Raw genomic sequence first — 24443 nt, forward strand, 5'->3', positions numbered from 1 at the left:
CGCCGCCCGGCCGACGGGCGCGACCCGTGGTTGCCCGCCCGCAGCGGCGCCACCCGCTCAGAGCGGGAATGTGGTTCCGGTGAGCCGCTCGGACAGATCCCAGAGCGCGGCGGCGGTACCGGCGCGCTTGGCCGGCCAGTTGCGCCACGTCGGCTGCGTGCGGCCGTACAGCCCGAACCGCGGCCCGACGAAGGTGTTGCCCGGCAAATCCTGCGACACCGCGTACAACGTCTGGCGGGCACCGAAATCCGCGTCGGTCGACACGAGGCGGTCGACCGCCAGGACCGCCGCGTCGCCGAATCTGCGGCCGGAGTTGCCCTGCAAATTCGTGTGCGACCAGCCGGGGTGGGCGGCCAGCGCGCGCACCGACGTGGGGGCGGCGTCCAGACGCCGCTGCAGCTCGCTGGTGAACAGCAGATTGGCCAGCTTCGACTGGCTGTAGGACAGCCACGCCGAGTACGGCCGCGACCGAAAGTTCAAGTCTTTGAGGCTGATATAGCCGAAGTGGTGCATCAGCGAGGACACTGTCACCACACGATCGGCCAGCTTGGGCAACAGCAGGTTGGTCAACGCGAAATGTCCGAGGTGGTTGGTGCCGATCTGGCCCTCGAAGCCGTCGACGGTCACCGCGTGTTTGGTGGCCATGATGCCGGCGTTGTTGACCAGGACGTCGACCGTTTCGATGCCGTCGGCGAAGCGCCGCACCGACGACAGGTCCTGCAGATCGAGCTGGCGCACCTCGGCCCGGCCGGGTGCCGGGCCGGCCATGCGGGCGGCGGCGGTCTGACCCTTGTCGGTGTTGCGGACGGCCAGGATGACGTGGCCACCGACCCGGACCAACTCGCGGGCGGTGATCTCGCCCAGCCCGGCGTTGGCCCCGGTGATGACGACGGTCCGTCCGGCGAACGAGGGCAGCTCCGCTGCGGTCCAATCGGCCATGGCAGACACCCTAACTACGCACCTGCCGAGGGCGCCGCCGGGCCGATCCGCCGTGCGGTGGCGCCGAGGACGGTTTGCTCGTCCCGCGGCGCTCGCAGGTATCGTGCCTGGGATGACCAGCGACATCCCACCGGCGCGCGTAGCACGCCAGCGGTGTTTTGTCAGGTACGCGTGGGGGATCGCCGGATGTATCTAGGCGTCATCGTCAATCCGCAGGCGCGGAAGAATCGTGCCGCCCCCCGCGAGCGCATCGACGAGTTGCGTCGCCTCGTCGGTCCGTTCGGCGAGGTGCGCGAGACCGCGTCCACCGACGACCTCCGCGACACCATCGCGGAGCTGGGTCCCCGGGTCACCCACCTGGTGGGCGACGGCGGCGACGGCGCGCTGCACTGGTTGATCAACGAAACCGAGCGATGCATCGGGGATCCGGAACGCTGGCCGGTGTTCGTCCCCTCCAACGGGGGCAGCGTGAACGCCGTCGCCCGCAAGGCCCGGGTGCGTGGTCGGCCGGAGACGATCATCCGCGCGTTGACGGCCGCCGCCGAAGCCGATCAGCCCCCGCCCGAGGTGTGCCTGGACACGTTGGTGCTCGACGGTGAAACCGCGGATGGCGAAGCGTTTCACCGGTTGTGCTTCGGGCTGGCCGCCGGCGGCGTCGGTAACCGCTTCTATGACCGGTATTACGACGCCCCCGATCACGGTCGGCTGGCCGTCGCGCGGGTGATCGGTCGCAGCTTCGGCGACTACATCACTTCCAAGGTCGCCCCCAGTCGGGTGAAGACCCCGAACTACGCCTCGATCCTGTTCACCCCGACGAGCGCCCGCGTGGTCATCGACGGCGACGAGGTGCCGTCGCGCACGCACAGCCTGCTGCACGCGGGCGCGATCGATCTGCGCATCGGCGGGCCCCTACGGTTGTTCCCCAAGGCGTCCGAGCCCGGCGCGCTGCACTTTCAGGCCGGGTACCTGCGGCCCTCGAGGATCGTGGCGCAGCTTCCCACGGCGCTGACCAACGGCATGCTCCGCGGCAAGGGGCTGCGGGATGTCAATGGCCACGAGATGATCATCGAAGCCGAGGACGAGCCGCTGTCACCCATCATCGACGGGGAACGCTTCCTGGGCATCGTAAAGCTCGTGGCCCGAGCGGGGCCGCGGATTCGCATCGCGCAGGTCGCGCCGTCCACCATCGCCCGGGCGCGCGGCGCGACCGGGTCGTGACAGCTGCCACTGCATAGTTCCGCAATCCGCTTCCGGCGCCGTGCCGCGCGCGTAGAAACCCCCGGTAATCCGACCATGGAAATGCTTTTCCATGCTTTGCGAATTGACTATTCGGCCAGGCGGGTGAAAGGGTTATCACAGGCCGCGTGACCGGAATCTGAATTACGTGGATTAGTACATCCGTAGATCAGTATCTGAGGACATCGCGTGCCCATAATCCCTGGTCGTATGCCACTGAGATACTGAAGTCCGTATCGTCGTAGATCAGCATTTATGCAATTGAATTTGCCGCTTAAGTCACAGCTGTGAATGTGTTGTGCATCGTCCATTAATGCTGCTAAGTGTTTTGCTCTTCACCGGCCGGCGGGGCTACATTGGTTTTATATTCATGACGGAAGTCGTTCCCGGGCTCAGCCCGAACCTGGAAGGGGGTCGCTCCTACGATGGAGACGCTGATCGATTACCTGCACAAGTGGGAAGCGCTGAAGCCGGACCAGACCCTCTTCCGCTTCGTCGACGCCGACGGGCGCGAACTCGAGCACTACACCTATCAGGGCTTCGCCGACCGCACCCGCGAGCTGGCCGCCTACCTGTCCAAAGAGGCCGGCCTCAAAGCGGGCGAGCGGGCCTTGCTCGTCTACCCGCCCGGCCTGGAGATGGTCGCCGCGCTGTACGCCTGCGCGCGGATCGGGGTGATCGCCGTTCCGGTCAGCCCCCCGCTGCCCATGTCGTTCGAGTCCGGACTGGCCAAGCTCAGCTTCATCGCGCGGGATTGCGGAGCCAAGGCCGTGCTGTCGACCAAGCAGTTCGAATACGACTTCCGGCTGCTGCTCGGTCAGCGACACGGTGGCCAGGCCTGGTCCGACGCGGCCGTGCCGGAGCTGCCCTGGTTCGCCACTGACGGTGCCCAGGAATTCGGCGGCGCTCCGGTCGCGGACACCCCGGGGGACGTGCTGTTCCTGCAGTACACGTCGGGCTCGACGAACGACCCCAAGGGCGTGATCGTCAGTCACGCCAACATCATCGCCAACGGTTTCGCCTTCGCCGGCGGCGACGTGGTGGTGGCCTCGTGGCTGCCGCAGCACCACGACATGGGCCTGATCTCGGCCTACATGTTCATCCTGCTGCTGGGCGGGTCCACGCACGCGATGTCGCCGCTGGACTTCCTCGCCCGGCCGTCGTCGTGGCTTCGGCTGATCAGCGACGTGCGCGCCACGCACACGCCGGGGCCGAACTTCGCGCTCGAATACTGCCTGCGTGAGGACAAGCTTCCCACCGCCGAGCTGGCCGGTATCGACCTGAGCAGCCTCGAGTGCATCGTCGTGGGCGCGGAACCCTTGCGGGCCAACACCTTCGAGAATTTCCGGTCGCGGTTCGCCGACTACGGTCTGCGGCCCGAGGCGCTGACCGGCGCCTACGGCATGGCCGAATTCACCCTGACCGTGTCGATCCGCGGGCGCCAGACCATCGCGGTGAACAAGCGTGGGCTGGAGAAAAACGTGGCGCGCGTCGAAAAAGCGCTGCCGGAGAACAGCAACCAGGTGCCGTTGGTCAGCTGCGGCAAGCCCATCGAGGACACCGTGGTTCGCATCGTCGAACCCGAATCGCGGCAGGCGTTGCCCGAAGGGCGCGTCGGCGAGGTCTGGCTGGCCGGACCCTCCAAGGGCCGCGGCTACTGGAACCGCCCGGAGCTCACCGCCGAGATGTTCGGCGCCCTCGTCGTCGGCGACGACGAACACACCTATCTGCGGACCGGCGATCTCGGTTTCCTCTACGAAGGTGAGCTGTTCGTGTGCGGCCGCAGCAAGGACCTGATCATCGTGCGCGGCGTCAACTGCTACCCCTCCGACGTCGAAGCCGTCGTCGAACGCTCGGCCGGCCAGGTCCGCAGCGGGTGCGTCGCGGCCCTCTCGGTCGAGCGCGACGAGCAGGAGGCGCTGGTGGTGGTCGCCGAGGTGCGAGACGAACACAACCTGCCCGACGCCAAAGCCATGGCGCGCGCGATCCGGCGGTACTGCCACATCGATCCGCACACCATCGTGTTCGCGCCGCCGCGCAGTATCCCCAAGACCACCTCGGGGAAGATCCGGCGCGCACGGACCCGCCAGCTGTGGCTGGATGGGACGCTGCCCGCCTACACCAGCTGGGTCAACCCGGCGGCCACCCGGACAAATGCGGGTCTCGAGGTCGGCGCCGGCCCGCTGGAGCGTTTCCGCAATCTCATCGAGAGCTACGACCTGACCGGCGACGAGGACTGCTCGTTCGCCGACCTCGGCATCGATTCGCTGGCGCTGGCCGAACTCCGCACCGACCTGCAGGCCGTGCTGAGCGAGCACGGCGCGGGCGAGCTCGCCGAAGAGGTCAACACGCGCCTGTTACAGCGGCTGACGGTGGCCGAATTCTTCGGCCTGATGCGGCAATTCGGCGAGGGATCCGGGCAACCCCTGGACGCTTTGCGCCGGGCGCTGGATCAGATCTCCGCCGACTACGAGGCATACGAGACCGCGCAGATGCGCGCCGACGCGGCCCTGCCGCTGCCGGAGCTTGCGCCCGCACGAGCCGGTGCGCCCACCGACATCCTGCTGACCGGGGCGACGGGGTTCCTGGGGCCGTTCCTGGTGGGCAGCCTGCTCGGCCGGACGTCGTACAACGTGCACGCGCTGGTGCGCGCTACTGACCCCGCGCACGGTCTGGACCGCATCGTCGCGTCGCTGCGCCGCGCCCAGCTCTGGACGCCGGCGCTCGAGGCCGAGGTCCGGGCGCGGGTGCGGGTGATCTGCGGCGATCTCGCCGAGCCAGCGCTGGGCATCGGGGAGGCGGCCTTCGGGCAACTTGCCGAGGATGTCGATGCCGTCGTGCACAACGGCGCCCTGGTCAACTACGTACGGACCTACGACGCCCTGCGGCCCGCCAACGTGGAGGGCACCCGCGAGCTGTTGCGGCTGGCGATGTCCAACCACCGCAAGACTTTCCACCTGGTCTCGAGCACCTTCATCTACGGCTGGAGCACCGAGCCGGTGGTCGGGGAGTGGGACGCGAACGAGAAGATGGCCGGGCTGGACTTCGGCTACTCGCAAACCAAGTGGGTGGGCGAGCAGCTGGCGCTGGCCGCGCAGCGGAAAGGACTCGACGTCCGCATCTACCGGCCGTCGCTGATCTCTCCGACCCGGGCGGGCTTCGGTAGCTCGGACGACATCTTGGTGCGCCTCACGGCGTTCATGATCGAGCACGGTCTGGCCGTCAACGCGCTCAACCAGATCAGCCTGCTGCCGGCGGACCTGATCGCGGATCACATCGTCGCGCTGATGGACCTGCAGGACGAGTCGGGCGCGGTCTTTAACATGACCGCCGACGACTACTACAACCTCACCGACATCACCCGGATCCTGTCCGAACGCTATGGGTATCGCTTCGACTACCACGACATCGGTTCGTTCGCCGAGCAGCTGGACCGCCGTTGCACGCCGAACGACCAGATGTACCCGCTGGTCGACTTCCTCACCCGGTCGGCGGGCAAGATCGCGGCGATGCGCGACAAGCGCTACGACAACACCCAGTACCGTCACCGGCGGGGGTTGGCCACGGTCCGACTGCGCGAGCCGGCCCTGACCGAAACGGTCGATCACCTCGTCCGGTTCTTGCGCAGCGAGCGGCTGATCACTGAAGTCGAGGATGAGGCCCAGCGCAGCGCTTAAGCACGGCCCAGCACGAAAGGGGATGGCAACGATGTTCACCGTCGATGACATGGCAGCGGGCCCGCATGACGCCTCGCTCGATCACGAGCGCATCGTCCTGCAGGCGCGTGACGTCGACTTCGACTGGTCGACGCTGCCGTTCTACTACGTGCCCAACGAGCCCTTCGCCACCCACTTCTGCAACGTGCTGCACCTGCTGTTGCCGGCGGGCGAGGAGTTCATCGTCGACGCGTTCAAGGACACCCTGCCGCTGATCAAGGACGATCAATTGCGGCGTGATGTGCAGGGATTCGTCAGCCAGGAGGCCATGCACTCCCAGGCGCACGCGGGGGTGCTCGGGCACTTCGCGGCCAACGACATCGACGTCACGCCGTTCACCGACCAAATGCGTTGGCTGTTCACCCAACTCATCGGTGACCGCCCGCACTGGAGCCGGCGCCGCCGGCAGAGCTGGTTGCTCGAACGGGTCTCGATGGTGGCGGCCCTCGAGCACTACACCGCGATCCTGGGCGAATGGATTCTGGACACCCCGCAGCACGACGCCCTGGGCACCGATCCGGTGATGCTGGACTTGCTGCGCTGGCACGGCGCGGAGGAGGTCGAGCACAAGGCGGTCGCGTTCGACACCATGAAGCATCTGCGCGCCGGGTACTGGCGGCAGGTGCGCACCCAGCTGCTGGTGACGCCGGCGCTGCTGTGGCTGTTCATCCGGGGCGTGCGGTTCATGTATTCGGTTGACCCGTACCTGGCGCCGGGGACCAAACCGCGCTGGCGCGACTACTTCCGCGCGGCGCGAAGGGGCTTGGTGCCCGGGCCATTCCAGTTCCTGCGGGTCATCGGCGCCTATTACACGCCGAGTTTCCATCCGTCCCAGCTGGGCGGGGTGGGTCGCGCGGTCGACTACCTGGCCCGCTCACCCGCAGCCCGCGCGTCGCATTGAACACCGGAGCGTTCGGGATGACTCAGTCCAGCACAGTGATCGCCTCCGACGGGGTTTCGCTGGCCGTCCACGCCTACACGGAGATCGACCCGCGCCGGCCCACCGTTCTGGCGATCCACGGCTACCCCGATAACCACCGCGTGTGGGACGGTGTCGCAGGCGAACTCGCCGGCAGGTTCAACGTCGTGGCCTATGACGTGCGCGGCTCCGGCAAATCCTCCAGACCGGCACGCCGGGCGGATTACGTTCTGCCGCAGCTCGTTTCCGACGTCGGCGCGGTCATCGACAGCCTCGGGGTCGGCCAGGTTCACCTGCTGGCCCACGACTGGGGTTCGATCCAGGGCTGGGCGGCGGTCACCGACGACACGGTGATGGCCAAGGTCGCCTCGTTCACGCCGATCTCCGGGCCGCACCTGAACTATGCGGGCAGCTTCCTGCGGTCCCCGCGCACACCGCGTGCCGTCTTCGACGTCGTCAAGCAGGCCGTCGCATCGTCATACATCTGGTTCTTCCTGTGCCCGGTGGTGCCGGAGCTGGCGATCCGGGCGCGCGCCACCGGGAAAGTCTTTGCCGCGGTGGAACGCATCGGCCGCCGCCGCGGCAGCGACCGGCAACGCGCGGCCACCACCCGGTCTATCGACGACTACCTCAACGGGCTCAACCTGTACCGGGCGAACATGCCGGCGCCGTTCTTCGTCCCGGTGCGGCCGCTGCCGCAGACCCGGGTGCCGGTGCAGGTGCTCGTCGCCCGCCGGGATTATTTCGTTTCGCCTGCCCTGCAACGGTTTACCGGCTCCATCCCGGACGGCGGCAGGATAGTCGGAATCGAGGGCGGCCATTGGGTGGTCACCTCGCATCCCGACGTCATCGCCGGTTTGACCGGGGAGTGGGTCGATCTGACCTCGGAGCCCGCGGGCCGCCACGGCATGGGACAGGTGTGAGGATGGCTGTGACGCGGGCGATTTGGGACAGCATCCCGGCAGACCTCTACGGCCGGCGCAAACGCGACCGGATGTACACGGCGTTGTACGGGGTGGGCACCCTGTTCGGCGGCATGGCGTCGGCGTCGCGGTGGACGCCCTCGCGGGTGCTGCCCGTGCCGCGGACCAACACCGCGGTCATCACCAAACGCGAGGAGCTGACACCCGACGTGGTCGCGCTGACGCTGGCCGACCCGGACGGCGGATTGCTGCCGTCCTGGACGCCCGGCGCGCACATCGACGTCCGGCTTCCGTCGGGGCGCCGCCGGCAATATTCGCTGTGCGGTTCACCCGGCCGGCGCACCGACTATCGCATCGCCGTGCGGCGCATCCCCGACGGCGGCGGTGGCTCCAACGAGATGCACGACACCTTCACCGTGGGAGATGCGCTCGAATTCGAGGGCCCCCGCAACGCCTTCTATCTCGTCACCGACGAGCACGAGGTGTTGTTCGTGATCGGCGGCATCGGGGTGACGCCCATCCTGCCCATGATCCAGACCGCGCAGCAGCGCGGAATCGCTTGGCGCGCCGTCTATGCCGGGCGCAGCCGGGACTACATGCCGCTGCTCGACGACGTGGTGGCGGTCGCGCCGGAGCGGGTCACCGTGTGGGCCGACGACGAGCGCGGCCGGATCCCCACCGCGGCGGACCTGCTTGCCGACGCCGGCCCGACGACCGCGGTCTACGTGTGTGGCCCGACCGCGCTGCTGGAATCGGTGCGCAGTGCGCGTGACGCACACGCCGGCGCGCCGCTGCACTACGAACGGTTCGGACCGCCGCCGGTGATCGACGGCACGCCGTTCGAACTGGAACTCGCGCGCTCGCAGCGGGTGCTCACCGTGCCGGCCAACCGGTCGGCGCTGGACGTCATGCTTGACCGCGATTCCACGACGGCCTATTCCTGCCAGCAGGGCTTCTGCGGCACCTGCAAGGTGAAAGTGCTTGCCGGACAGGTCGATCGGCGGGGGAGCGCCGGCGAGGGCGGCGACGAGATGCTGGTCTGCGTGTCCCGTGCGAAAAACGGCCGCGTGGTCATCGACGCCTGAGGACGCCTACACGGGTCCCGGAAGCTCTCCCAAGCGGGACAGTTCGGCGTGCACGGGTCCGATCGCGGATTGGTATTGCTCGTCGGTGAGGGTCTTGGCGTAGTAGCGGCTCATGCGCAGCTGGTATTGCTGGTCGCGGAGTTGGCGGATCCGATCGAGCCTGGCGGCGTCCGTGGCGCCGAACTTGAGCTGCTCGACGCTGATGTGGCCGGCCATGACCTGTTCGATCGGCGAGAGCCGGTAGCCGCAATGGGCGAGCAACTCCAAATAGGCCTTGCAATATGGCCGTTCCCCTACGCGCCACGTGCCGCGCTGTGTTCCCCATTCGAAGGCGGCCAGCACCATCGCGAGCGTCACGACGACGGGGCGCGCGTCGGCGTGTGCCCGTGCCGCCAAGTCCTCGTCGCGGGTTGCGTCGAGCCCGAGGAGCTCTGCGGCCACAGACATGCTGGCGGGGCAGTGCAGTTCGGTCAGGTAGTGGAAGTTGCGGGCGATGAAAATGTCGATCCACGGCGGCGGTGCCGCCAGGAGATTGGCCCGAACCCAGTCGCGGCGCGCCCCGGCGACGGTCCGTGCGAGCCGGTCGAGCTCGCGCACCAGCACCCAGTCGCGGTTGGCGTCGGCGGCGGCCTCGGATTCCAGCTTGGTGGGCCGGCACCCGGTGAACGTGGGGCCGCCTTCAACCTCGTCGAGGCTTAGGGGTCGCGCCTCATCAAAGGTCAAATAGGACGCATAGATGCCCAATTCCGCCGACCCCACGCGTTGTGCCAAATCGCCCATCGTCGTCTTTCCGGGCAACAACCTGCAGATGTGATCCCGCTGCCCGAGGTCATCCCGGCTATAGACAAGGCCGATCTCCCGGTGCCGCGACTGGTCGTCGTTATCCAGATACACGCACCACCCGGCTGGCCCGGAGATCCCCGGCACATAGTGGGAAGAAATCTCAACCAGCAGGTCATCGATGGTGGCCGAGGCGAGATAGACCCAGAACTCGCGATGGGAGTCGACGTCGTCGCCCATGGCGACCGAGTCGCGGTCAACGGTCACCTTCACCGTGTCAGACATATGGAGCCCTACCTACCTTGACCCTGGGGGCTACAAACGTATCGGAATGCGTCGGAGTTCGGTGTTCGATTGCGAGCCGCTGCGTCATGATGAGGCGATGCCGAAGAAATCGTTACGCCCGCCCGCGCAGCCGGAATCCGGACCGGATGGTCCGCTGCTGGGGGCGTGGCTAGCAGCCGGGCTGAGCATGGCGGTGATCGCGTCCGCGATGGTGTACGGGCTGGGCGCGCTGCTTTCAGCGGCGGTCGTGATGCCGGTGATCTACGCCTTGACGCGGCTGCGCGCCTACGCCCCACACGCGCGCAGTACCGCCGAGTTGATCGGCGCCACGCTGGGCCCCCGGGTGGGATTCGCGGCGGGCGCCATTCAGCTGCTTGCCTACCTCGCGCTGGCGGCCAAGTTTGCCATCACGCTCGGAGCGGTTGTGCTGCTGCAATTTTCCAGCGCTGACGACCCCGCCAGGGTTATTTCGTGGCTGCCGGTTGGCGCACTGGTGGCCGCGGTCGCCGTCGGCGCCGTCGTCTGCTGGACATCGACTCGGGCCGTCGCCTGGGTGGCGGCGCTGCTGGTCATCGCGGGCCTGCTTGTCTACGTCTATCTCGCGGTGGCGGTCACCGCCCGCGTCGCGGCGGGCGATGTCGCGGTCGTCATCGGCACGGCCGCATCGCCGACTCAGATCTCCGGCCAGCTCGTCGGCTTCGGTCTGGGAATGGTGGGCGTCGAACTCGTCACGGTGCGCGTCGCGCGCGTCGGCGCGCCGGGCCGATCCATGTCGCTGGCGGTCGCGGTGGTGACCGGGGCGGCGGTGGTGTTGTGGGTGGGCGACCATCAGGGGGTGGCGGGGCCGTGGCGGTGGAGCGCCAAATTCCTGGGCGAAGCGGTGCCGGAGTTCTACGCCGATGCCGGCTGGATGTGGATGGGTGCCAGCGGCATCGCGTTGGCGGCGGCGGCCGCGCTGGCCTCGGGATGGGCGGCCGTGCGCGCCGCCGCCGGCCTGGCGGTCACTCGTGCGGCGATGCCGAATGCCGGCCTGCAAGTGGCGGTGGCGGGGCTTGTCGCGGCGATGGCGGCCGTCCTCTCGGCGCACGGGGTGCGCGAGATCGCCACCATCGTTTTCAGCGCGGCCACGCTCTTGCTCGTTGTGTTGTATGTCTCTGTCACAGAGGCCAATTCACGCATTCCCGGTGACAGCGTCGTAGCCTGGTGGGTACGGCTGATCGTGCCCGCGGTGGGCGTGGTGGCGGTGGTCAAGCCGGTCGTCGATGCCCATTTCGCTGCGGTGGAGGTGGCCACGGTGATCGCCACGCTGCTCGGGGTGTGCGCCGCGGTAGCCGCGGCATCGCAGGCGAGCGCGCCGAGCACCCCCGCCAAATCTGAGTAGTCTTACGGATCCCCGCAAAGGGGGCGCCGGCGCACGCTTATCGGCATGACCGTTCCCAACAGCATGTCGAAAACCACCGCCGCCTTCTTCGTTCAGGCCGCAGTCGCCTTCGCGATCAGCTTCGTCACCGCGCTCGGTGGCATTTACTTCCTTCCGCTGGACGCGTGGCAACGACTGTTCCTCGGCATCACCTTTTTGTTCCTGGTGTCGAGCGCGTTCACCCTGGCCAAGGTGATCCGCGACCAGCAGGAGGCCGCGACCGTGCGGGTCCGGCTCGATGAAGCCCGCATCGAGAAGTTGCTGGCCGATTACGACCCCCTCACTGCCGCGAGCTGAGTAGAACTACTCAGGCGCAACGCGTAGGACTGCGCAGGCCCTCGCCCGTGTGGGCGGCAATGCTTCTTGCAACGCACGATTTCGTCTCAACGACAAAGCTTTTGACGCCGCAGAAAGGCACTGACACACCCATGACAACTTTTGCGAGGTTTCCCGACGTCGCCGAGGTGGCCGCGCGCACGCCGGCCGACCGCGACCGCGTGCTGGACGTCATCCGCATCACCTCCCTGATCGGTGTGGTGCTCGGCCATACCGTGATGGCCATCAGCGTCATCCGCAATCACGTCCTGATCTGGGATAACCTGCTCACCACCTCGATGCTGTTTCAGGCCGCGACGTGGCTGCTGCAGATCATGCCGCTTTTCTTCTTCGCCGGCGCCGCGGCCTGCCTGTCGTCCTGGTCGCCGGGCACCAACTGGGGCGACTGGCTGATGAAGCGCTGCGCCAGGCTGTTCCGGCCGGTGTTCTATTACCTGGCCTTCTGGGCCGTCGCGCTGACCGTGCTGTATCGGGCGCTGCCGCAACACATCTACGAGCCGATCGCCGGCGTCAGCACGCAGCTGCTGTGGTTCCTGGGCGCCTACGTCCTGGTGCTCGCCGCCATGCCGGTGCTGTACCGCATCACCACGGCGCGGCGCCTCGCCGCGGGTGTGGCCGCGGTTTACGGGGCGATCGCGCTCATCGACCTGATCCGGCTGCACTGGCCGACGATGATGCCTTTGGGCTACCTGAACCTGGCCGTCTGGCTCATTCCGGCGATGTTCGGCGTCGCCTACCGCCGCCAGCTGCTCAGCGGCCGCGCCGCGCTGGCGGTGGCCGGCGCCTTGTTCGCCGTCGATGTCGCACTGGTGCGCTGGGGGCCGTACCAGATCAGCATGGTCGGCACCGGCGATCACCACCTTTCCAACACCAGCCCGCCGTCGTTGCTGCTGGCCGGACACGCAATCATCCTGAGCGCCTTGGCCATCGCGGCCGCACCGGCGATCGCGCGCTGGGCGCAACGGCCACGGGTGTGGTGGTGGACCGCGATCGGCAACTCCGGCGCGATGACCCTCTACCTGTGGCACATGCCGGTGCTGCTCGGCGTGCATCTGCTCTTCGATTACCTTGGCTGCCCGCGGTTTCCGGGCCAACCGGATTTCCTCGCCGTCAGCGTCGCGCAGGTGCTCGTCGTGGTCCTCGCGGTGGCGGCGCTGTTTGTCGTGTTGCGGCCGCTGGAGAACAACCCGCTGGCCGGCTGGGACGGAGCCGCGAGAATCACCTCGCGCGGACGGGGCGCCGTCGTCGGCGCCCTGCTGTGCGTGGCCGGTGTCGCCATCCTGGCCGCGATCCGATGGGGCCTCAAGGACGACGGGTTGGTGTGCATGGCCGTCGTCGTGACCGCACTCGTCGCCGCGCGGGCGGTGGCCCGTCCCGCGGCTTACGGTTCCAGGTCCAAGCCATGCTCGATGGCGTAGCGCGCCAATTCCACCCGATTGGCGACCTGGAGCTTGCGAAACGTCGCCTGCACATGGTTTTCGACCGTGCGGTGGCTCAACGACAGCTTCCCGGCGATCTGCTTGGCGGACAGCCCTTTTGCGACGTAGCGCAACACTTCTGTTTCGCGTTCGGTCAGGCTCGGGCGGAGCGGGCCGCCGTCCTTGCTCTGCGCGATGCGCCGGTATTCACCCAACACGAGTCCGGCCAGACCCGGGGTGAACACGGCCCGCCCCGCGGCCGTCGCCGTCACGGCCTGTGCCAGTTCGGATTTCGACGCGCTCTTGACCAGATAACCTGTCGCCCCGGCCTTGACGGCCTCCAAGACGTCGTCACGTTCGTCGGAGGCCGACAGCACCAGCACCCGCGTCGACGGCGACACCGCGAGCACCGCGGCCGTGGCCTGCGCGCCGTTGCCGTCGGGCAGTTGCATATCCATCACCACCACGTCGGGCCTGACCACGGCCGCCCGCCGGCCCGCGGCTCCCACCCCGTCCGCCGTGGCCACCACGGTGAATCCGCCCTCGGCCAGGTCCCGGGCGACCGCATCACGCCAGATCGGGTGGTCGTCGACCACCATCACCGTCACCGGCGCCTCGCCGTCAGTCACCGTGCCCCTCCTCGCGCGGTACGCACAGCTCCCACTCGGTGCCCTCGCCGGGGGCGCTGTGCAATCGGGCGGTGCCGCCCAGCGACGTCATCCGCCCCACGATCGATTGGGAGACGCCCAGGCGTCCCTGTCGCGCCGCTTCCCCGAGTCGGCCGGCGGCAATGCCCACGCCATCGTCGCGGACACTTACCACAACGTGCTCGCCGAGGTCCTCGACGAGCACGTAGACGCGCGCGTCCGGGCCCGCATGGGCCATGGCGTTGTCCAGCGCGTTGCCCACCGCGGCGTCGAGTTCGGTGCCTACCCGGCGGCCCAGCGACACCGGGGTCGCCGGCAGGCTGACCGACACCCGGTCGGATGCACGGCAACGCAGCAGCGTGCGCAGATCGATCGTGGCGTCGTCGGCGTCCGGATCCATGTCGGCGCACGCCACCCATCGGCGCAGCGCACGTTCTTGCTCGCTTGCCAGATCCGCGAGTTCCGCCGTGGCTCCGCCGATTTCGTGGCCCTTCTTGGCGACCAACGCCAGTACCTGGATGGCCCCGTCGTGGACCTCTCGGGACAGCCGCTCGCGTTCTTGCACCGCCGCGCTCAACCGGGCCGCCCGTTGTAGTTCGGCGTGCGCACGCCGCGCGGTTTGCGCGGCCATACCGATCGCCATGCCGATCGCCAGCTCGATGATGACGGTGGCGTTATGCCCCAGGTTGAGGGCGAGGTAGTCCTTGACGGCGAAATTGGTGGCCATCACCGCCAGACCCGTCAGCATCCCGCCGCCGGGGCCGAACTCGATAGCGGCCGAAATCGTCGGATTGCTCGCCCACAGCGTCGTCGGCCAGGTCTGGTTCTGGGCCGCCCAGTGCGGCGTCGCGACGACGGTGTTCGACCACATGAGCAAGACCGCGACCGCGATCTCGGCGAGCACCCACGACGGTCTTCGGCCGAACCCCCGCAGGTAGGCGACCGCGCAGGCCGCGCTCCACCCGATCAGCACCGCGAACAGGACCCAGCCCAGCGCGGGCCGGCGTAGATCGTGATTGATCGCGATTTGAAAGCCGGCGGCATACAGGCAACTCAGCAGCCGAAAGACCTGCGCCGCGCGCCACAGCGGCGTCGTGGGATCGGGGCCGTGATTCGCCATCGTGGTCAGCATAAATGCGGGCGGTGCCGCGGCGGGGCGGCCACGGATTGCCAAAAGTCCCTTCGCCGGGTGCCATCGTGCCCTCGCGCCGACGAATTGAAGGCGCGATCGTGAAACCAGGAAGGCGCCGCGAGAGGGGGACCATCGGCATGGACAACCACGTTCCCGACGCAGCAACGGTCCGGACGGCGCTGACGCTGGCGTCGCGGGCCCCGTCGGTGCACAACACCCAACCGTGGCGGTGGCGGGTCGACGCGGCCGGCGTGCACCTGTACGCCGACGCCGGTCGGCAATTACCCAACACCGACCCCGACGGCCGCGACCTGATCCTGAGTTGCGGCACGGCGCTGCATCACTGCGTGGCGGCGTTCGCGGCGGTGGGATGGCGATCCAAGGTCACGCGCCTGCCGGACCCCGCCGACCCCAGCCACCTCGCCACCCTCGAACTGTCCCCGCACCCGGCCGATTTCGTCGACATCGCCCTGGCCGCGGCCATCCCGCGGCGGCGAACGGACCGGCGCCACTACAGCTCCTGGCCGGTGCCCGTCGGTGATATCGCGCTCATGGCGGCGCGCGCCGCGCGCGCCGGTGTCACGCTGTGCCAGGTGGAGGACATCGACCGCCTGCACGAGATCGTCGCCCAATCGGTCCGCGACCACTTGACCCAGGACTATCTCGCCGAGCTCACCGAATGGAGCGGGCGCTACTTCTCGGTCGCCGGCGTCCCCGCCCGCAACGCGCCCCTGCCGGACCCGGAGGCCAAGATCCCGGGCCGGTTGTTCGCCGGTGCGGCGCTGCCGATGGCGCCGGACTCCTGTGCGGCCGACGACAACGCCGTGGTGCTCGCGCTCGGGACCCGCCGCGACGATCGGCTCGCGCAGCTCCGCGCGGGCGAAGCCACCAGCGCGGTGCTGCTCACCGCGACGTCGACGGGGCTGGCGAGCTGCCCGGTCACCGAACCGCTGGAGACCGCGGCCACGCGTGACGCCGTCCGCTCTGACGTCTTCGGGGACAGCGACCACCCGCAGATGCTGCTGCGGGTGGGCTGGGCGCCGATCAATGCCGACCCGTTGCCGGCGACGCCGCGACGCGACGTCGACGACTTCGTCGAGTGGGCGAATTGATCGCGACGTCTCGCAATCATCCTCTCCCGCAACGCTATTCACGCGGCACGGGGCGACGCCGGCCGGAGTCTCCATTCCCCGTGGCGGCCAGCTATGGGATATTGGAGTTGTCGGTCGCAAACCAGTGCGAGACCGGCAGGAGGGCGCGCCATGGTCAAGGTGTTCCTGGTCGACGATCATGAAGTCGTCCGCCGCGGCCTTTCCGATCTTTTGTCCTCGGATCCCGATCTGACGATCGTCGGCGAGGCCGGCACGGTCGCCGAAGCCAAGGCCCGCATCCCGGCGTTGCAGCCCGACGTCGCCGTGCTCGACGTCCGCCTGCCCGACGGCAACGGCATCGAATTGTGCCGCGACCTGGTCTCCGACCATCCCGATCTGCGATGCCTGATGCTGACGTCGTTCACCTCCGACGAGGCGATGCTCGAGGCGATCCTTGCCGGCGCCAGCGGATTCGTCGTCAAAGACATCAAGGGCATGGAGCTGGCCCACGCGATCAAAGAGGTGGGCGCCGGCAAATCGCTGCTGGACAACCGGGCGGCCGCCGCGCTGATGGCGAAGTTGCGCGGCGCGGCAACGCGCGAAGACCCGCTGTCCGGCCTGACCGAACAGGAACGCACGCTGCTCGGACTGCTCGGCGAAGGGCTGACCAACCGGCAAATCGCCGCGCGAATGTTCCTCGCGGAGAAGACGGTGAAGAATTACGTGTCGCGCTTGCTCGCCAAACTCGGCATGGAGCGGCGCACCCAGGCGGCGGTGTTCGCGTCGAAATTGACTCAGCGGCCCAGGCAATCGCCGACTACGCCGGACTGGTCGGGGTGAGCGGCGACCGCGAGGGCTCCGCGTTCGCCGGGCTCGGCTCGGAGCAATTGCTGCGGGTGATCGTCGAGATCGGCGCCGGCCTGGATCTCGACGCGACGCTGCACCGGATCATCAGCGCGGCAAGGGAATTGACGTCCGCTCCCTATGGCGCCCTGGCCGTCCGCGATCACGACGGCAACCTGATTTCGTTCACCCACGAAGGCATGGACGCCGAGACGGTGCGACGCATCGGGCACCTGCCGGTCGGCAAGGGCCTGTTGAGTCTGTCGCTCCTGGATACACCGGCGCTGCGGATGGACGATCTGACCATCCACCCCGCCGCCGCCGGCTTCCCCGAGCACCATCCGCCGATGCGGGCGTTCCTCGCGGTCCCGATCACCATCCGCGACACCGTCTTCGGCAACCTGTACCTCACCCACGTCGACCCGGCGCGGGTCTTCTCCGAGTCCGACGAAGTCGCCGCTCGCGCACTGGCGTTCGCCGCCGCGGTCGCCATCGACAACGCGCAGGTCTTCGAACGCGAGCGCACCTCGGTGAAGTGGATGGAGGCCAGCCGCCAGATCACCACCGCGCTGTTGTCCCGCGCCGAGCCGCACCGCCGCCCCCTGCAGTTGATCGCCGAGCGCGCCCGCTCCTTGACCGACGCCCAACAGGCGATCGTGCTGGTACCCGACGATGCCGACGCGCCCCTCGAGGATGTGGAGACCCTGGTGGTCTCCGCCGCGGTGGGTCTGCTTGTCTCCGACGTTCTCGGACAGCGGGTTCCGGTGCGGGGGTCCACCAGTGGCGCCGTGTTCCGGTCCGGCGAACCGCTGATCACCGAGAAATTGAGCTACCCCATCCAGGCGTTTACCGACGTCGGACAGCGCCCCGCGATCCTGATGCCGCTGCGCGCCCACGACGAAGTGGTCGGCGTGATCGTCGTCGCCCGCGGCGCCGACCAACCCCCCTTCAACGAAAGCTATCTCGATCTGGTGAGCGACTTCGCCACCCATGCCGCGATAGCGCTGGTGCTGGCGTCGGCCCGCGAGGATGCGCGCCAGCTGACCATCTTGGCCGAGCGTGAGCGCATCGCCCATGATCTGCACGACCATGTCATCCAACGCCTTTTCGCCGCCGGCATGGACCTACAGGGCACGCTGGCCAGGGCGCGGTCACCGGAAGTGGCCGAACGGCTCAACCGCACACTCGACGATCTGCAGACCATCATCGAGGAAATCCGCACGACGATCTTCGAGCTCAAATCGCCGACGGCGGCCAGCGGCGATTTCCGGCACCGCATTCAACGGGTCGTCGCCGACCTGACCGGGGACCGGGATCTGGTCACGACCGTGCGCCTGGACGGGCCGATGAGCGCCGTCGGCGCCGAACTCGCCGACCACGCCGAGGCGGTAGCCACCGAAGCCGTCAGCAATGCCCTTCGCCACTCCGGTGCGTCGCGTCTGACGGTGGCGATCAGCGTCGCCGACATGTTCGTCCTCGATGTCACCGACAACGGCCGTGGCATACCGGCCGGCAATACGCGTCGCAGCGGCCTGGCCAACATGAAGCGGCGCGCCGAGCAACTCGGCGGCGCCTGTGAGATCACCGGTCCCCCGGAGGGCGGCACCCGCGTGCACTGGATCGCCCCACTGCTCGACCCGTGACGACGAAACCCCCTGTCCCGCAGCAATTTAACCGCGGTCATCGGCGGGGCGGACACGGCGGTGCGCCGTCAGGAGCAGATGGTCGAATTCCGACTGGGTGTTGAGCGGCAAGCCCGCGCCGCGGAAGTCCTCGGCAATCTGCTCGGCGAGCGGTCGCAGCTTGACATTCGCCTCCTGTGACAGCCATTTGAGCAACTCGAAGGCCGCGCTGTCGCCCAGCCCGTAGACCAGCATCAGCATGCCCTTGGCTTGTTCGATGCCGGCCCGATTCTCGCTGATCTCAGCGAGTTTCGCGCTCACAGCCTCCTCGTGCAGCTGCTCGTTCGGTGCGGAGACGTCGATGTAGAACCCGTGCGTTCCGATCACGTCACCCTCGTCGTCGTAGAGCCGATCGCCGACCACGACGACGTGGCGCACGTTGCCGCCGGTGTCGAGGATCCGGTGGCGGGTGGAGAACGCCTGGCGGGTGTTCACGATGTGATCGATGGTGGCGGCGACCTGTCCGCGGTCATCGGGGTGCTTGTGTGAGAGCACCAGGTCGGTCGTGGGAACGACGCTGCCCGGTTCGTACCCGTGCATCCGCTGCACCTGTTCCGACCACTCCCACCGTTGATCGGTGAAGTAGAACCGAAACCAGCCCGCGGGTTGCGCGTCACCGGCGGACAACGCCTGCTCGACGCTGGCCGTTTGGCCGTTGAGCTTCCATGCCGATTCCACCGTGGCTCCTCGTAGTGCCCCCCGCCGATGGCGGGCGGCCACCGCCGACACGAGAACGTGTGCGACGGCGGCCGCCCACCCGCCGTACGGTCAGGCGTTGATGACCTCGCGCGGAGCGGCGCCCTCCGCGACCGCCCGGGGTGCGTCGCTGCGGCCGACGGTGATCTTGCGAGGCTTGGCCCTCTCGGCCACCGGGATGTGCAGACTCAGGACGCCTTCGGAGTAGGACGCCTGGATCTTGTCGGTGTCGAGGTTGTCGCCGAGCACCAACTGGCGGCTGAACACGCCGCGCGGCCGCTCGGTGGCCAACATCTCGCGGTCGGGATCGACGGCCGGTCGTTCGGCGCGCACGGTCACCACATTGCGCTCGATGTCGATGTCGAGCGAGTCGGCATCGATGCCGGGCAGGTCGAACTCGACGACGAACTTCTCGCCTTCGCGCCACGCGTCCATCGGCATCACCGCCGGGCGGGCGGCCGTACCGAGCACCTGGTGCGCAAAGCGGTCGAGCTCACGGAAGGGATCTGAACGCATCAGCATGGTTGTCACCTCTCACTCCGATCTACGTGATGGTCCGGTAATTTCCTATGTCTACTGACATAGATTTGATATAGCACCGTCGACATATTCATGCAAGTGTGTTAGACAGATTTTCTGAGTGAATCAGCTGAAGGGATGTGCAATGGTTGAGCACCGCGGCGACGCCGGGGCTCCGGCGTCCGGCCACGGCGTGTACGGCATCTCGGTGGCGGCCGAACTGTCGGGGATCCCGGTGCAATCGTTGCGGCTCTACGAGCGCTATGGACTGGTCACGCCGGCGAGAAGTCAAGGCGGAACACGCCGTTACAGTGCCGACGACCTGGCGCGGCTCCGCCGCATCAGCGGGCTGGTCGAGGCCGGCGTCAACCTCGCCGGCATTGCGCGCATCCTCGATCTCGAGGACCACAACGAGACGCTGTCGGCCGCCAACACCGACTTGCGGTCCACCAACCGTACGTTGCGCGAGGCGGCGAAGGCGGCGACGCCCGCCGAGTCCCGGGACGGGGACGGTCACGCGCCCGTGAGCTGATCGCCGATTGTGTTCAGCGGCGCCGGGTACCCGACCCGTTATGCCTTCAAGGAGAAGCGATGGGTGAGTTGACGGAAACCGGCGCCCAGGTGGTGGACGGCGCACGCCAGGAGGCCGACGCCTACCGCGGCGACAATCCCCGCCCGCTGGGGGGCTATCTGGTGGTTCTGCTGGTCTATGGCCTCGTCGTGGCGGTCGCGGTGGTGGCCGCCGTGGTCAGCGGCCGCACCTTGCCGTCGCGCTGGCGGATCCAGGATCTGATCATCCTCACGCTGGGCACCCACAAGCTGTCGCGGACCTTGACCAAAGACGCCGTGACCAGCCCGCTGCGCGCCCCGTTCACGCATTACGCGGGCACGGGCGGCCCGGCCGAGGTCCAGGAAGAGGTGCGGGAACACAGCCAGCTCCGGCACAGCCTGGGCGAGTTGTTGACCTGTCCGTTCTGCCTGGACATGTGGGTCGCCACCGCCTTCGCGATCGGCCTGGTGTTCGTGCCCCGGTTCACCCGGCTCATCGCGGGCGTCTTCAGCGCATTGGCCGGGGCGGATTTCCTTCAGCTCGCCTACGCGATGGCCCAGCAGTCCGCCGAAGGCTGACGATCAGCTCGTCTTGGGCATCGGGATGCCCTCGCTGGCCATGAATTGGGCGTCGTCCTCGGAGGACAACCCGATGGAGACCACGGAGCGGTTGAACAGCAGGTCGGTCAGGTAGGCCAGCGAGACCGCCCACCGGTTGACGCCGCGGGGGATCGCATACAGGTGATATGACCTCGTCACGAATTTGGCGGCCAGGCCGGACAAATGGATGTTGAGCGGGTTGGCCACCGCGTAACGGGGCCCCAGATCGACGACCAGTCCCAGGTTGCGGTGCTTGTATTGCTTGGGGCTGCCGTAACCGAGGCTGGCGGCGACGTTGCGGGCCAGCACCTTGCCCTGCCTGGTGGCGTGCTGGGCGGTCGGCGGCGTGATTTTGCCGGGCTGGGTCAGATCGGGAACCGCGGCCGCGTCGCCGGCGGCGAACACCTCGGGGTGATCGGGCACCTGCAGATCGGGCTGCACCGTGAGCCGGCCCTTTTCGGTCGGTAGTCCGAGCTCTTGGATCAACGGGGCGCCGGTCACTCCCGTCACCCAGGCGATCGTGTGGGTGTCGATGCGCGAATCATCGCTGAGCACAACGTGATCGGCGTGCGCTTGCTTGAGCGTGATGCCGAGCCGCACGTCGATACCACGCCGGCGCAACACCTTCATCGCGGCATCCCCGAGTTTCTTGCCCACCTCGGGCATCACCTGCTCGGCCAGGTCGAGCAGCAGGAAACGCACCTCGGCCGGGTTGAAGCCCATCTGTTTGGCGGCCGCGTCGGCCAGCGCGCGCAGCTGCGCCACCAGTTCGGTACCCGAGTAGGAGGCGCCGACCACGACGACGGTGCGCCGGGCCGCGGCCACCCGGGGATCGTCGTCGATGTTGGCCAGTTCCAGCTGTTCGACGAAGTGGTCCCGCAGATAGAGGGCCTCGGCGGTGGTCTTCAACCCGCGCGCGTGCCTCGCGAGCCCCGGTACGTCGAACAGCCGCGTCACCGACCCCGGCGTGAGCACCAGCCGGTCCCAGGACAGGGAATGGCTGCGCTCTTCGGGATCGCAGTACGTCAGCGTCTGTTGCGCGAAGTCGACACCGTCGACGCGGCCGCGCACCGCGTGCACGCCCCGCAGCGAATTGGCCAGGGGGACAGCGACAAAACGGGCATCGAGCACTCCACCGGCGACGTCGGGCAACAAGGGCGTGTAGAGCATGTAGTCGACCGGCGAAATTATCGTGATGTCGACGGGTGCGTGCCGCCGGCGCAGAATTCGCGCCAGGTGGCGGGCGCAGGTGAATCCGGTGAAGCCGCTTCCCACGATCACAATGGAGGTCACCGATCCGAGTGTAGGTGCATTTCGTGGTGGAGGGGGCCCCTCGCCGCTCGCAAGCTGGACGGCGATCGTGAAAACTTTTGCTCAGCAACCCTTTTCAACAACCCGAGGCCGGGCAAAGAGACCTCAGGAGCCTCCTCCCCGGGATGCCGCGGCCGCCGCCGCCGTCGACCGGTTTCGTTATCGCGCCTTGCATTTCGTTGGATGGCCCATAGACTGCTGGTGAGCGTTGGTATACGCGGGTTGCCGATGCCACCGCGACGCCTATCGGAAAGGGCTCCGCGGGCCACGACGGTTCGGGGGGTGATGCGATGCGAGAGGCTACGATCGCCAACCAGCTGGTGGAGCTGGTGGCCAATCTGGAGCGCGAGCAAAGCGGCACCGCTGCCGGGCTGCACGAACTGATCGACAACGGGGTCCGCCACGTGGGCGGCTCACAGTACGCCGGGATCACCCTGGCCGAGAAGGGTGCGACGGTCAGCAATGTGGTCGCCACGCATCGCTACCCGATGGTCCTGGACGCCATCCAGGACAGCTCCGGGGAAGGGCCTTGCCTGACGCGGCCTGGGAGCACCACATGATGCACATCGCCGACCTCAACGCCGAACAGCGCTGGCTGCGCTACCGCCGACTGGCGCTCGAGCAGACCCCGATCCGCTCCATCCTGTCCTACGAGTTGTTCGTCGACGGCGGCAGCATGGCGGCGCTGAACTTCTATGCCGACCGTCCGCACGCGTTCAACGAGGAGTCGGTGGAGATCGGCACGGTCTTCGCCACCCACATCGCCCTGGCATGGTCGATGATGCGCCGCAACGACCAATTCCGTAGCGCCCTGGCCTCGCGCGACATCATCGGACAGGCAAAGGGGGTCATCATGGAGCGCTTCGGTATCGACGCCGTCGAAGCGTTCCAGTTGCTGACCCGGGTTTCGCAGCAATCCAACATCAAGCTGATCGAAATCGCGCGGGCGCTGATCGAAAGCGAGCATCCGCTCAAGCACCGCCGGCATTGACCGGCGCCGGCGGCCAGGGCCCGTTCGCTGCCGTTTCGCTGCCGTTTCGATGGGTGGCAGACGGGTATGCGCCCTTTCCATGAAGGCTGTCACGTGGCACGGGAAGCGCGATGTGCGGGTGGAATCGGTGCCCGACCCGAAGATCGAGCAGCCCACCGATGCCGTCATCGAAGTCACCTCCACCAACATCTGCGGGTCCGACCTGCACCTCTACGAGATCCTCGGGGCCTTCATGAAGCCGGGCGACATCCTTGGCCACGAACCGATGGGCATCGTGCGCGAGGTTGGTACGGAGACGGGCGACCTTCGGGTGGGGGACCGGGTGGTCATCCCGTTCCAAATCTCTTGCGGCAGTTGCTACATGTGCGGTCAGCAGCTCTATACCCAGTGCGAGACCACCCAGGTCCGCGACCAGGGCATGGGGGCGGCGCTGTTCGGCTATTCGGAGCTCTACGGCGAAGTCCCCGGCGGGCAAGCGCAGTTGTTGCGCGTACCCCAGGCCCAGTTCACTCATATCAAAGTCCCTGTGGGGCCGCCAGATTCGCGGTTCGTCTACCTGTCCGATGTGCTGCCCACCGCGTGGCAGGCGGTCGCTTACGCCGACATCCCCGACGGCGGCACGGTCACCGTGCTCGGCTTGGGTCCCATCGGCGACATGGCCGCCCGCATCGCTGATCACCTCGGTTACCGCGTCATCGCCGTCGATCTGGTCCCCGAGCGGTTGGGCCGCGCCGCGCAACGCGGCATCCACACCATCGATTTGAGCCGGCTCGACTCCTCGCTCGGCGACGCGATCCGTGACCTGACCGACGGACGTGGATCCGATTCGGTCATCGAAGCGGTGGGCATGGAGGCGCACGGCTCGCCGACCGCGAAACTGGCACAGCAGGCGACCGGGCTGTTGCCGGACGCGCTCGCCAAGCGGCTCATGCAGACCGCCGGCGTGGACCGGTTGTCCGCCCTGTATTCGGCCATCGACATCGTGCGGCGTGGCGGAACGATCTCGCTGATCGGCGTGTACGGGGGCATGGCGGACCCGCTGCCGATGCTCACCCTGTTCGATAAGCAGGTGACGCTGCGGATGGGGCAGGCCAACGTCAAACGCTGGGTCGACGACATCATGCCGCTGCTCACTGACGACGACCCGCTCGGCGTCGACACCTTCGCCACCCACGTGCTTCCGCTCGACGAGGCCCCGCACGCCTACGAGATCTTCCAGAAGAAACAGGACGGGGCGGTAAAGGTAATCCTCAATCCGTGATCACCTATGCCACAAGGCTTTCCACGTTGCGTCGTCCGACGCGGCGAGTGGCACGGCAGTTTGA

At 67.8% G+C, this 24443-nt stretch carries 21 protein-coding genes and 1 pseudogene; 15 read left to right on the top strand and 7 right to left on the bottom strand.

Annotation, left to right across the window (positions count from 1 at the left end; genetic code table 11):
• Positions 1-57: 57 nt before the first annotated feature.
• Positions 58-939, bottom strand: coding sequence for an oxidoreductase (locus ACZ50Z_RS00800; RefSeq protein WP_464481832.1), 882 nt, complete (start codon positions 937-939; stop codon positions 58-60).
• A gap of 186 nt (positions 940-1125) precedes the next feature.
• On the opposite strand from ACZ50Z_RS00800, the gene ACZ50Z_RS00805 reads away from it, so the two are divergent.
• From ACZ50Z_RS00805 to ACZ50Z_RS00825, 5 genes are all read left to right on the top strand, one after another.
• The gene (locus tag ACZ50Z_RS00805) at positions 1126-2157 is read left to right on the top strand and encodes a diacylglycerol kinase family protein (RefSeq protein ID WP_464481833.1); all 1032 of its coding nucleotides are present in this window, start codon (positions 1126-1128) and stop codon (positions 2155-2157) included.
• A 443-nt stretch (positions 2158-2600) separates the two neighbouring features.
• The gene (locus ACZ50Z_RS00810) at positions 2601-5852 is read left to right on the top strand and encodes a thioester reductase domain-containing protein (RefSeq protein WP_464481834.1); all 3252 of its coding nucleotides are present in this window, start codon (positions 2601-2603) and stop codon (positions 5850-5852) included.
• Between the two features lie 31 nt (positions 5853-5883).
• The gene (locus tag ACZ50Z_RS00815) at positions 5884-6792 is read left to right on the top strand and encodes a metal-dependent hydrolase (protein WP_464481835.1); all 909 of its coding nucleotides are present in this window, start codon (positions 5884-5886) and stop codon (positions 6790-6792) included.
• 17 nt (positions 6793-6809) lie between these two features.
• The gene (locus tag ACZ50Z_RS00820) at positions 6810-7733 is read left to right on the top strand and encodes an alpha/beta fold hydrolase (protein ID WP_464481836.1); all 924 of its coding nucleotides are present in this window, start codon (positions 6810-6812) and stop codon (positions 7731-7733) included.
• A gap of 2 nt (positions 7734-7735) precedes the next feature.
• Entirely contained in the window at positions 7736-8818 is a 1083-nt protein-coding gene (locus tag ACZ50Z_RS00825) for a PDR/VanB family oxidoreductase (RefSeq protein ID WP_464481837.1), read from the top strand.
• A gap of 6 nt (positions 8819-8824) precedes the next feature.
• Here ACZ50Z_RS00825 and ACZ50Z_RS00830 read toward each other — a convergent pair whose 3' ends face one another.
• Positions 8825-9883 carry a hypothetical protein gene (locus ACZ50Z_RS00830; protein ID WP_464481838.1) on the bottom strand — a complete coding sequence of 353 codons (1059 nt, stop codon included), beginning with the start codon at positions 9881-9883 and terminating at the stop codon, positions 8825-8827.
• 97 nt (positions 9884-9980) lie between these two features.
• Between ACZ50Z_RS00830 and ACZ50Z_RS00835 the strand changes: the two genes are divergently transcribed.
• The 3 genes from ACZ50Z_RS00835 to ACZ50Z_RS00845 all read left to right on the top strand — a co-directional run bounded on the left by ACZ50Z_RS00835 (position 9981) and on the right by ACZ50Z_RS00845 (position 13057).
• Positions 9981-11264: a hypothetical protein gene (locus ACZ50Z_RS00835; RefSeq protein WP_464481839.1), complete on the top strand. Its 1284-nt coding sequence runs from the start codon at positions 9981-9983 to the stop codon at positions 11262-11264.
• A 45-nt stretch (positions 11265-11309) separates the two neighbouring features.
• On the top strand, positions 11310-11600 hold the full coding sequence (locus ACZ50Z_RS00840) for a YiaA/YiaB family inner membrane protein (RefSeq protein ID WP_464481840.1): 291 nt from the start codon (positions 11310-11312) through the stop codon (positions 11598-11600).
• Positions 11601-11731: 131 nt separating this feature from the next.
• Positions 11732-13057 (top strand): acyltransferase family protein, encoded by a 1326-nt coding sequence (locus ACZ50Z_RS00845; RefSeq protein WP_464481841.1) that lies wholly within the window; start codon positions 11732-11734, stop codon positions 13055-13057.
• On the opposite strand, the gene ACZ50Z_RS00850 is transcribed toward ACZ50Z_RS00845, so the two are convergent.
• Together ACZ50Z_RS00850 and macS are read right to left on the bottom strand one after the other, a co-directional pair.
• Entirely contained in the window at positions 13021-13656 is a 636-nt protein-coding gene (locus tag ACZ50Z_RS00850) for a response regulator (RefSeq protein WP_464486027.1), read from the bottom strand. The two genes, ACZ50Z_RS00845 and ACZ50Z_RS00850, sit on opposite strands and share 37 nt — an antisense overlap.
• A gap of 22 nt (positions 13657-13678) precedes the next feature.
• Positions 13679-14836, bottom strand: coding sequence for a MacS family sensor histidine kinase (gene macS / locus ACZ50Z_RS00855; RefSeq protein WP_464481842.1), 1158 nt, complete (start codon positions 14834-14836; stop codon positions 13679-13681).
• A 137-nt stretch (positions 14837-14973) separates the two neighbouring features.
• Here macS and ACZ50Z_RS00860 point away from each other — a divergent pair, with 137 nt between their 5' ends.
• The 3 genes from ACZ50Z_RS00860 to ACZ50Z_RS00870 all read left to right on the top strand — a co-directional run bounded on the left by ACZ50Z_RS00860 (position 14974) and on the right by ACZ50Z_RS00870 (position 18413).
• Positions 14974-15948, top strand: coding sequence for an Acg family FMN-binding oxidoreductase (locus ACZ50Z_RS00860; protein WP_464486028.1), 975 nt, complete (start codon positions 14974-14976; stop codon positions 15946-15948).
• 150 nt (positions 15949-16098) lie between these two features.
• Entirely contained in the window at positions 16099-16767 is a 669-nt protein-coding gene (gene dosR, locus ACZ50Z_RS00865) for a hypoxia response regulator transcription factor DosR/DevR (RefSeq protein ID WP_464481843.1), read from the top strand.
• Complete coding sequence (locus tag ACZ50Z_RS00870; protein ID WP_464481844.1) at positions 16764-18413, top strand: GAF domain-containing sensor histidine kinase; 1650 nt, start codon at positions 16764-16766, stop codon at positions 18411-18413. Before dosR ends, ACZ50Z_RS00870 begins: the two co-directional genes overlap by 4 nt.
• A 27-nt stretch (positions 18414-18440) precedes the next feature.
• Here the strand turns inward: ACZ50Z_RS00870 and ACZ50Z_RS00875 are convergent, their stop codons facing one another.
• Entirely contained in the window at positions 18441-19130 is a 690-nt protein-coding gene (locus ACZ50Z_RS00875) for a PAS and ANTAR domain-containing protein (RefSeq protein ID WP_464481845.1), read from the bottom strand.
• 90 nt (positions 19131-19220) lie between these two features.
• The gene (locus tag ACZ50Z_RS00880) at positions 19221-19670 is read right to left on the bottom strand and encodes an Hsp20/alpha crystallin family protein (RefSeq protein WP_464486029.1); all 450 of its coding nucleotides are present in this window, start codon (positions 19668-19670) and stop codon (positions 19221-19223) included.
• A 142-nt stretch (positions 19671-19812) separates the two neighbouring features.
• On the opposite strand from ACZ50Z_RS00880, the gene ACZ50Z_RS00885 reads away from it, so the two are divergent.
• Both ACZ50Z_RS00885 and ACZ50Z_RS00890 read left to right on the top strand, forming a co-directional pair.
• Positions 19813-20199: a MerR family transcriptional regulator gene (locus tag ACZ50Z_RS00885; RefSeq protein WP_464481846.1), complete on the top strand. Its 387-nt coding sequence runs from the start codon at positions 19813-19815 to the stop codon at positions 20197-20199.
• Between the two features lie 59 nt (positions 20200-20258).
• Positions 20259-20795, top strand: a complete 537-nt coding sequence (locus tag ACZ50Z_RS00890) for a DUF1360 domain-containing protein (RefSeq protein ID WP_464481847.1) — start codon at positions 20259-20261, stop codon at positions 20793-20795.
• Between the two features lie 3 nt (positions 20796-20798).
• Here ACZ50Z_RS00890 and ACZ50Z_RS00895 read toward each other — a convergent pair whose 3' ends face one another.
• On the bottom strand, positions 20799-22109 hold the full coding sequence (locus tag ACZ50Z_RS00895; RefSeq protein ID WP_464481848.1) for an NAD(P)/FAD-dependent oxidoreductase: 1311 nt from the start codon (positions 22107-22109) through the stop codon (positions 20799-20801).
• Positions 22110-22417: 308 nt separating this feature from the next.
• Between ACZ50Z_RS00895 and ACZ50Z_RS00900 the strand changes: the two are divergent.
• Together ACZ50Z_RS00900 and ACZ50Z_RS00905 are read left to right on the top strand one after the other, a co-directional pair.
• A pseudogene (locus tag ACZ50Z_RS00900) lies at positions 22418-23118 on the top strand (GAF and ANTAR domain-containing protein).
• A gap of 79 nt (positions 23119-23197) precedes the next feature.
• Entirely contained in the window at positions 23198-24379 is a 1182-nt protein-coding gene (locus tag ACZ50Z_RS00905) for a zinc-dependent alcohol dehydrogenase (RefSeq protein WP_464481849.1), read from the top strand.
• Positions 24380-24443: the final 64 nt, after the last annotated feature.

The sequence above is a fragment of the Mycobacterium sp. NTMscope_MAC_269 genome, assembly GCF_976985695.1.

Bases quoted from the DNA above. Each gene is read 5' to 3' on its own strand.
- ACZ50Z_RS00800 (WP_464481832.1), bottom strand. From the start codon at position 939: ATGGCCGATTGGACCGCAGCGGAGCTGCCCTCGTTCGCCGGACGGACC.
- ACZ50Z_RS00805 (WP_464481833.1), top strand. From the start codon at position 1,126: ATGTATCTAGGCGTCATCGTCAATCCGCAGGCGCGGAAGAATCGTGCC.
- ACZ50Z_RS00810 (WP_464481834.1), top strand. From the start codon at position 2,601: ATGGAGACGCTGATCGATTACCTGCACAAGTGGGAAGCGCTGAAGCCG.
- ACZ50Z_RS00815 (WP_464481835.1), top strand. From the start codon at position 5,884: ATGTTCACCGTCGATGACATGGCAGCGGGCCCGCATGACGCCTCGCTC.
- ACZ50Z_RS00820 (WP_464481836.1), top strand. From the start codon at position 6,810: ATGACTCAGTCCAGCACAGTGATCGCCTCCGACGGGGTTTCGCTGGCC.
- ACZ50Z_RS00825 (WP_464481837.1), top strand. From the start codon at position 7,736: ATGGCTGTGACGCGGGCGATTTGGGACAGCATCCCGGCAGACCTCTAC.
- ACZ50Z_RS00830 (WP_464481838.1), bottom strand. From the start codon at position 9,883: ATGTCTGACACGGTGAAGGTGACCGTTGACCGCGACTCGGTCGCCATG.
- ACZ50Z_RS00835 (WP_464481839.1), top strand. From the start codon at position 9,981: ATGCCGAAGAAATCGTTACGCCCGCCCGCGCAGCCGGAATCCGGACCG.
- ACZ50Z_RS00840 (WP_464481840.1), top strand. From the start codon at position 11,310: ATGACCGTTCCCAACAGCATGTCGAAAACCACCGCCGCCTTCTTCGTT.
- ACZ50Z_RS00845 (WP_464481841.1), top strand. From the start codon at position 11,732: ATGACAACTTTTGCGAGGTTTCCCGACGTCGCCGAGGTGGCCGCGCGC.
- ACZ50Z_RS00850 (WP_464486027.1), bottom strand. From the start codon at position 13,656: ATGGTGGTCGACGACCACCCGATCTGGCGTGATGCGGTCGCCCGGGAC.
- macS (WP_464481842.1), bottom strand. From the start codon at position 14,836: ATGCTGACCACGATGGCGAATCACGGCCCCGATCCCACGACGCCGCTG.
- ACZ50Z_RS00860 (WP_464486028.1), top strand. From the start codon at position 14,974: ATGGACAACCACGTTCCCGACGCAGCAACGGTCCGGACGGCGCTGACG.
- dosR (WP_464481843.1), top strand. From the start codon at position 16,099: ATGGTCAAGGTGTTCCTGGTCGACGATCATGAAGTCGTCCGCCGCGGC.
- ACZ50Z_RS00880 (WP_464486029.1), bottom strand. From the start codon at position 19,670: ATGCTGATGCGTTCAGATCCCTTCCGTGAGCTCGACCGCTTTGCGCAC.
- ACZ50Z_RS00885 (WP_464481846.1), top strand. From the start codon at position 19,813: ATGGTTGAGCACCGCGGCGACGCCGGGGCTCCGGCGTCCGGCCACGGC.
- ACZ50Z_RS00890 (WP_464481847.1), top strand. From the start codon at position 20,259: ATGGGTGAGTTGACGGAAACCGGCGCCCAGGTGGTGGACGGCGCACGC.
- ACZ50Z_RS00905 (WP_464481849.1), top strand. From the start codon at position 23,198: ATGAAGGCTGTCACGTGGCACGGGAAGCGCGATGTGCGGGTGGAATCG.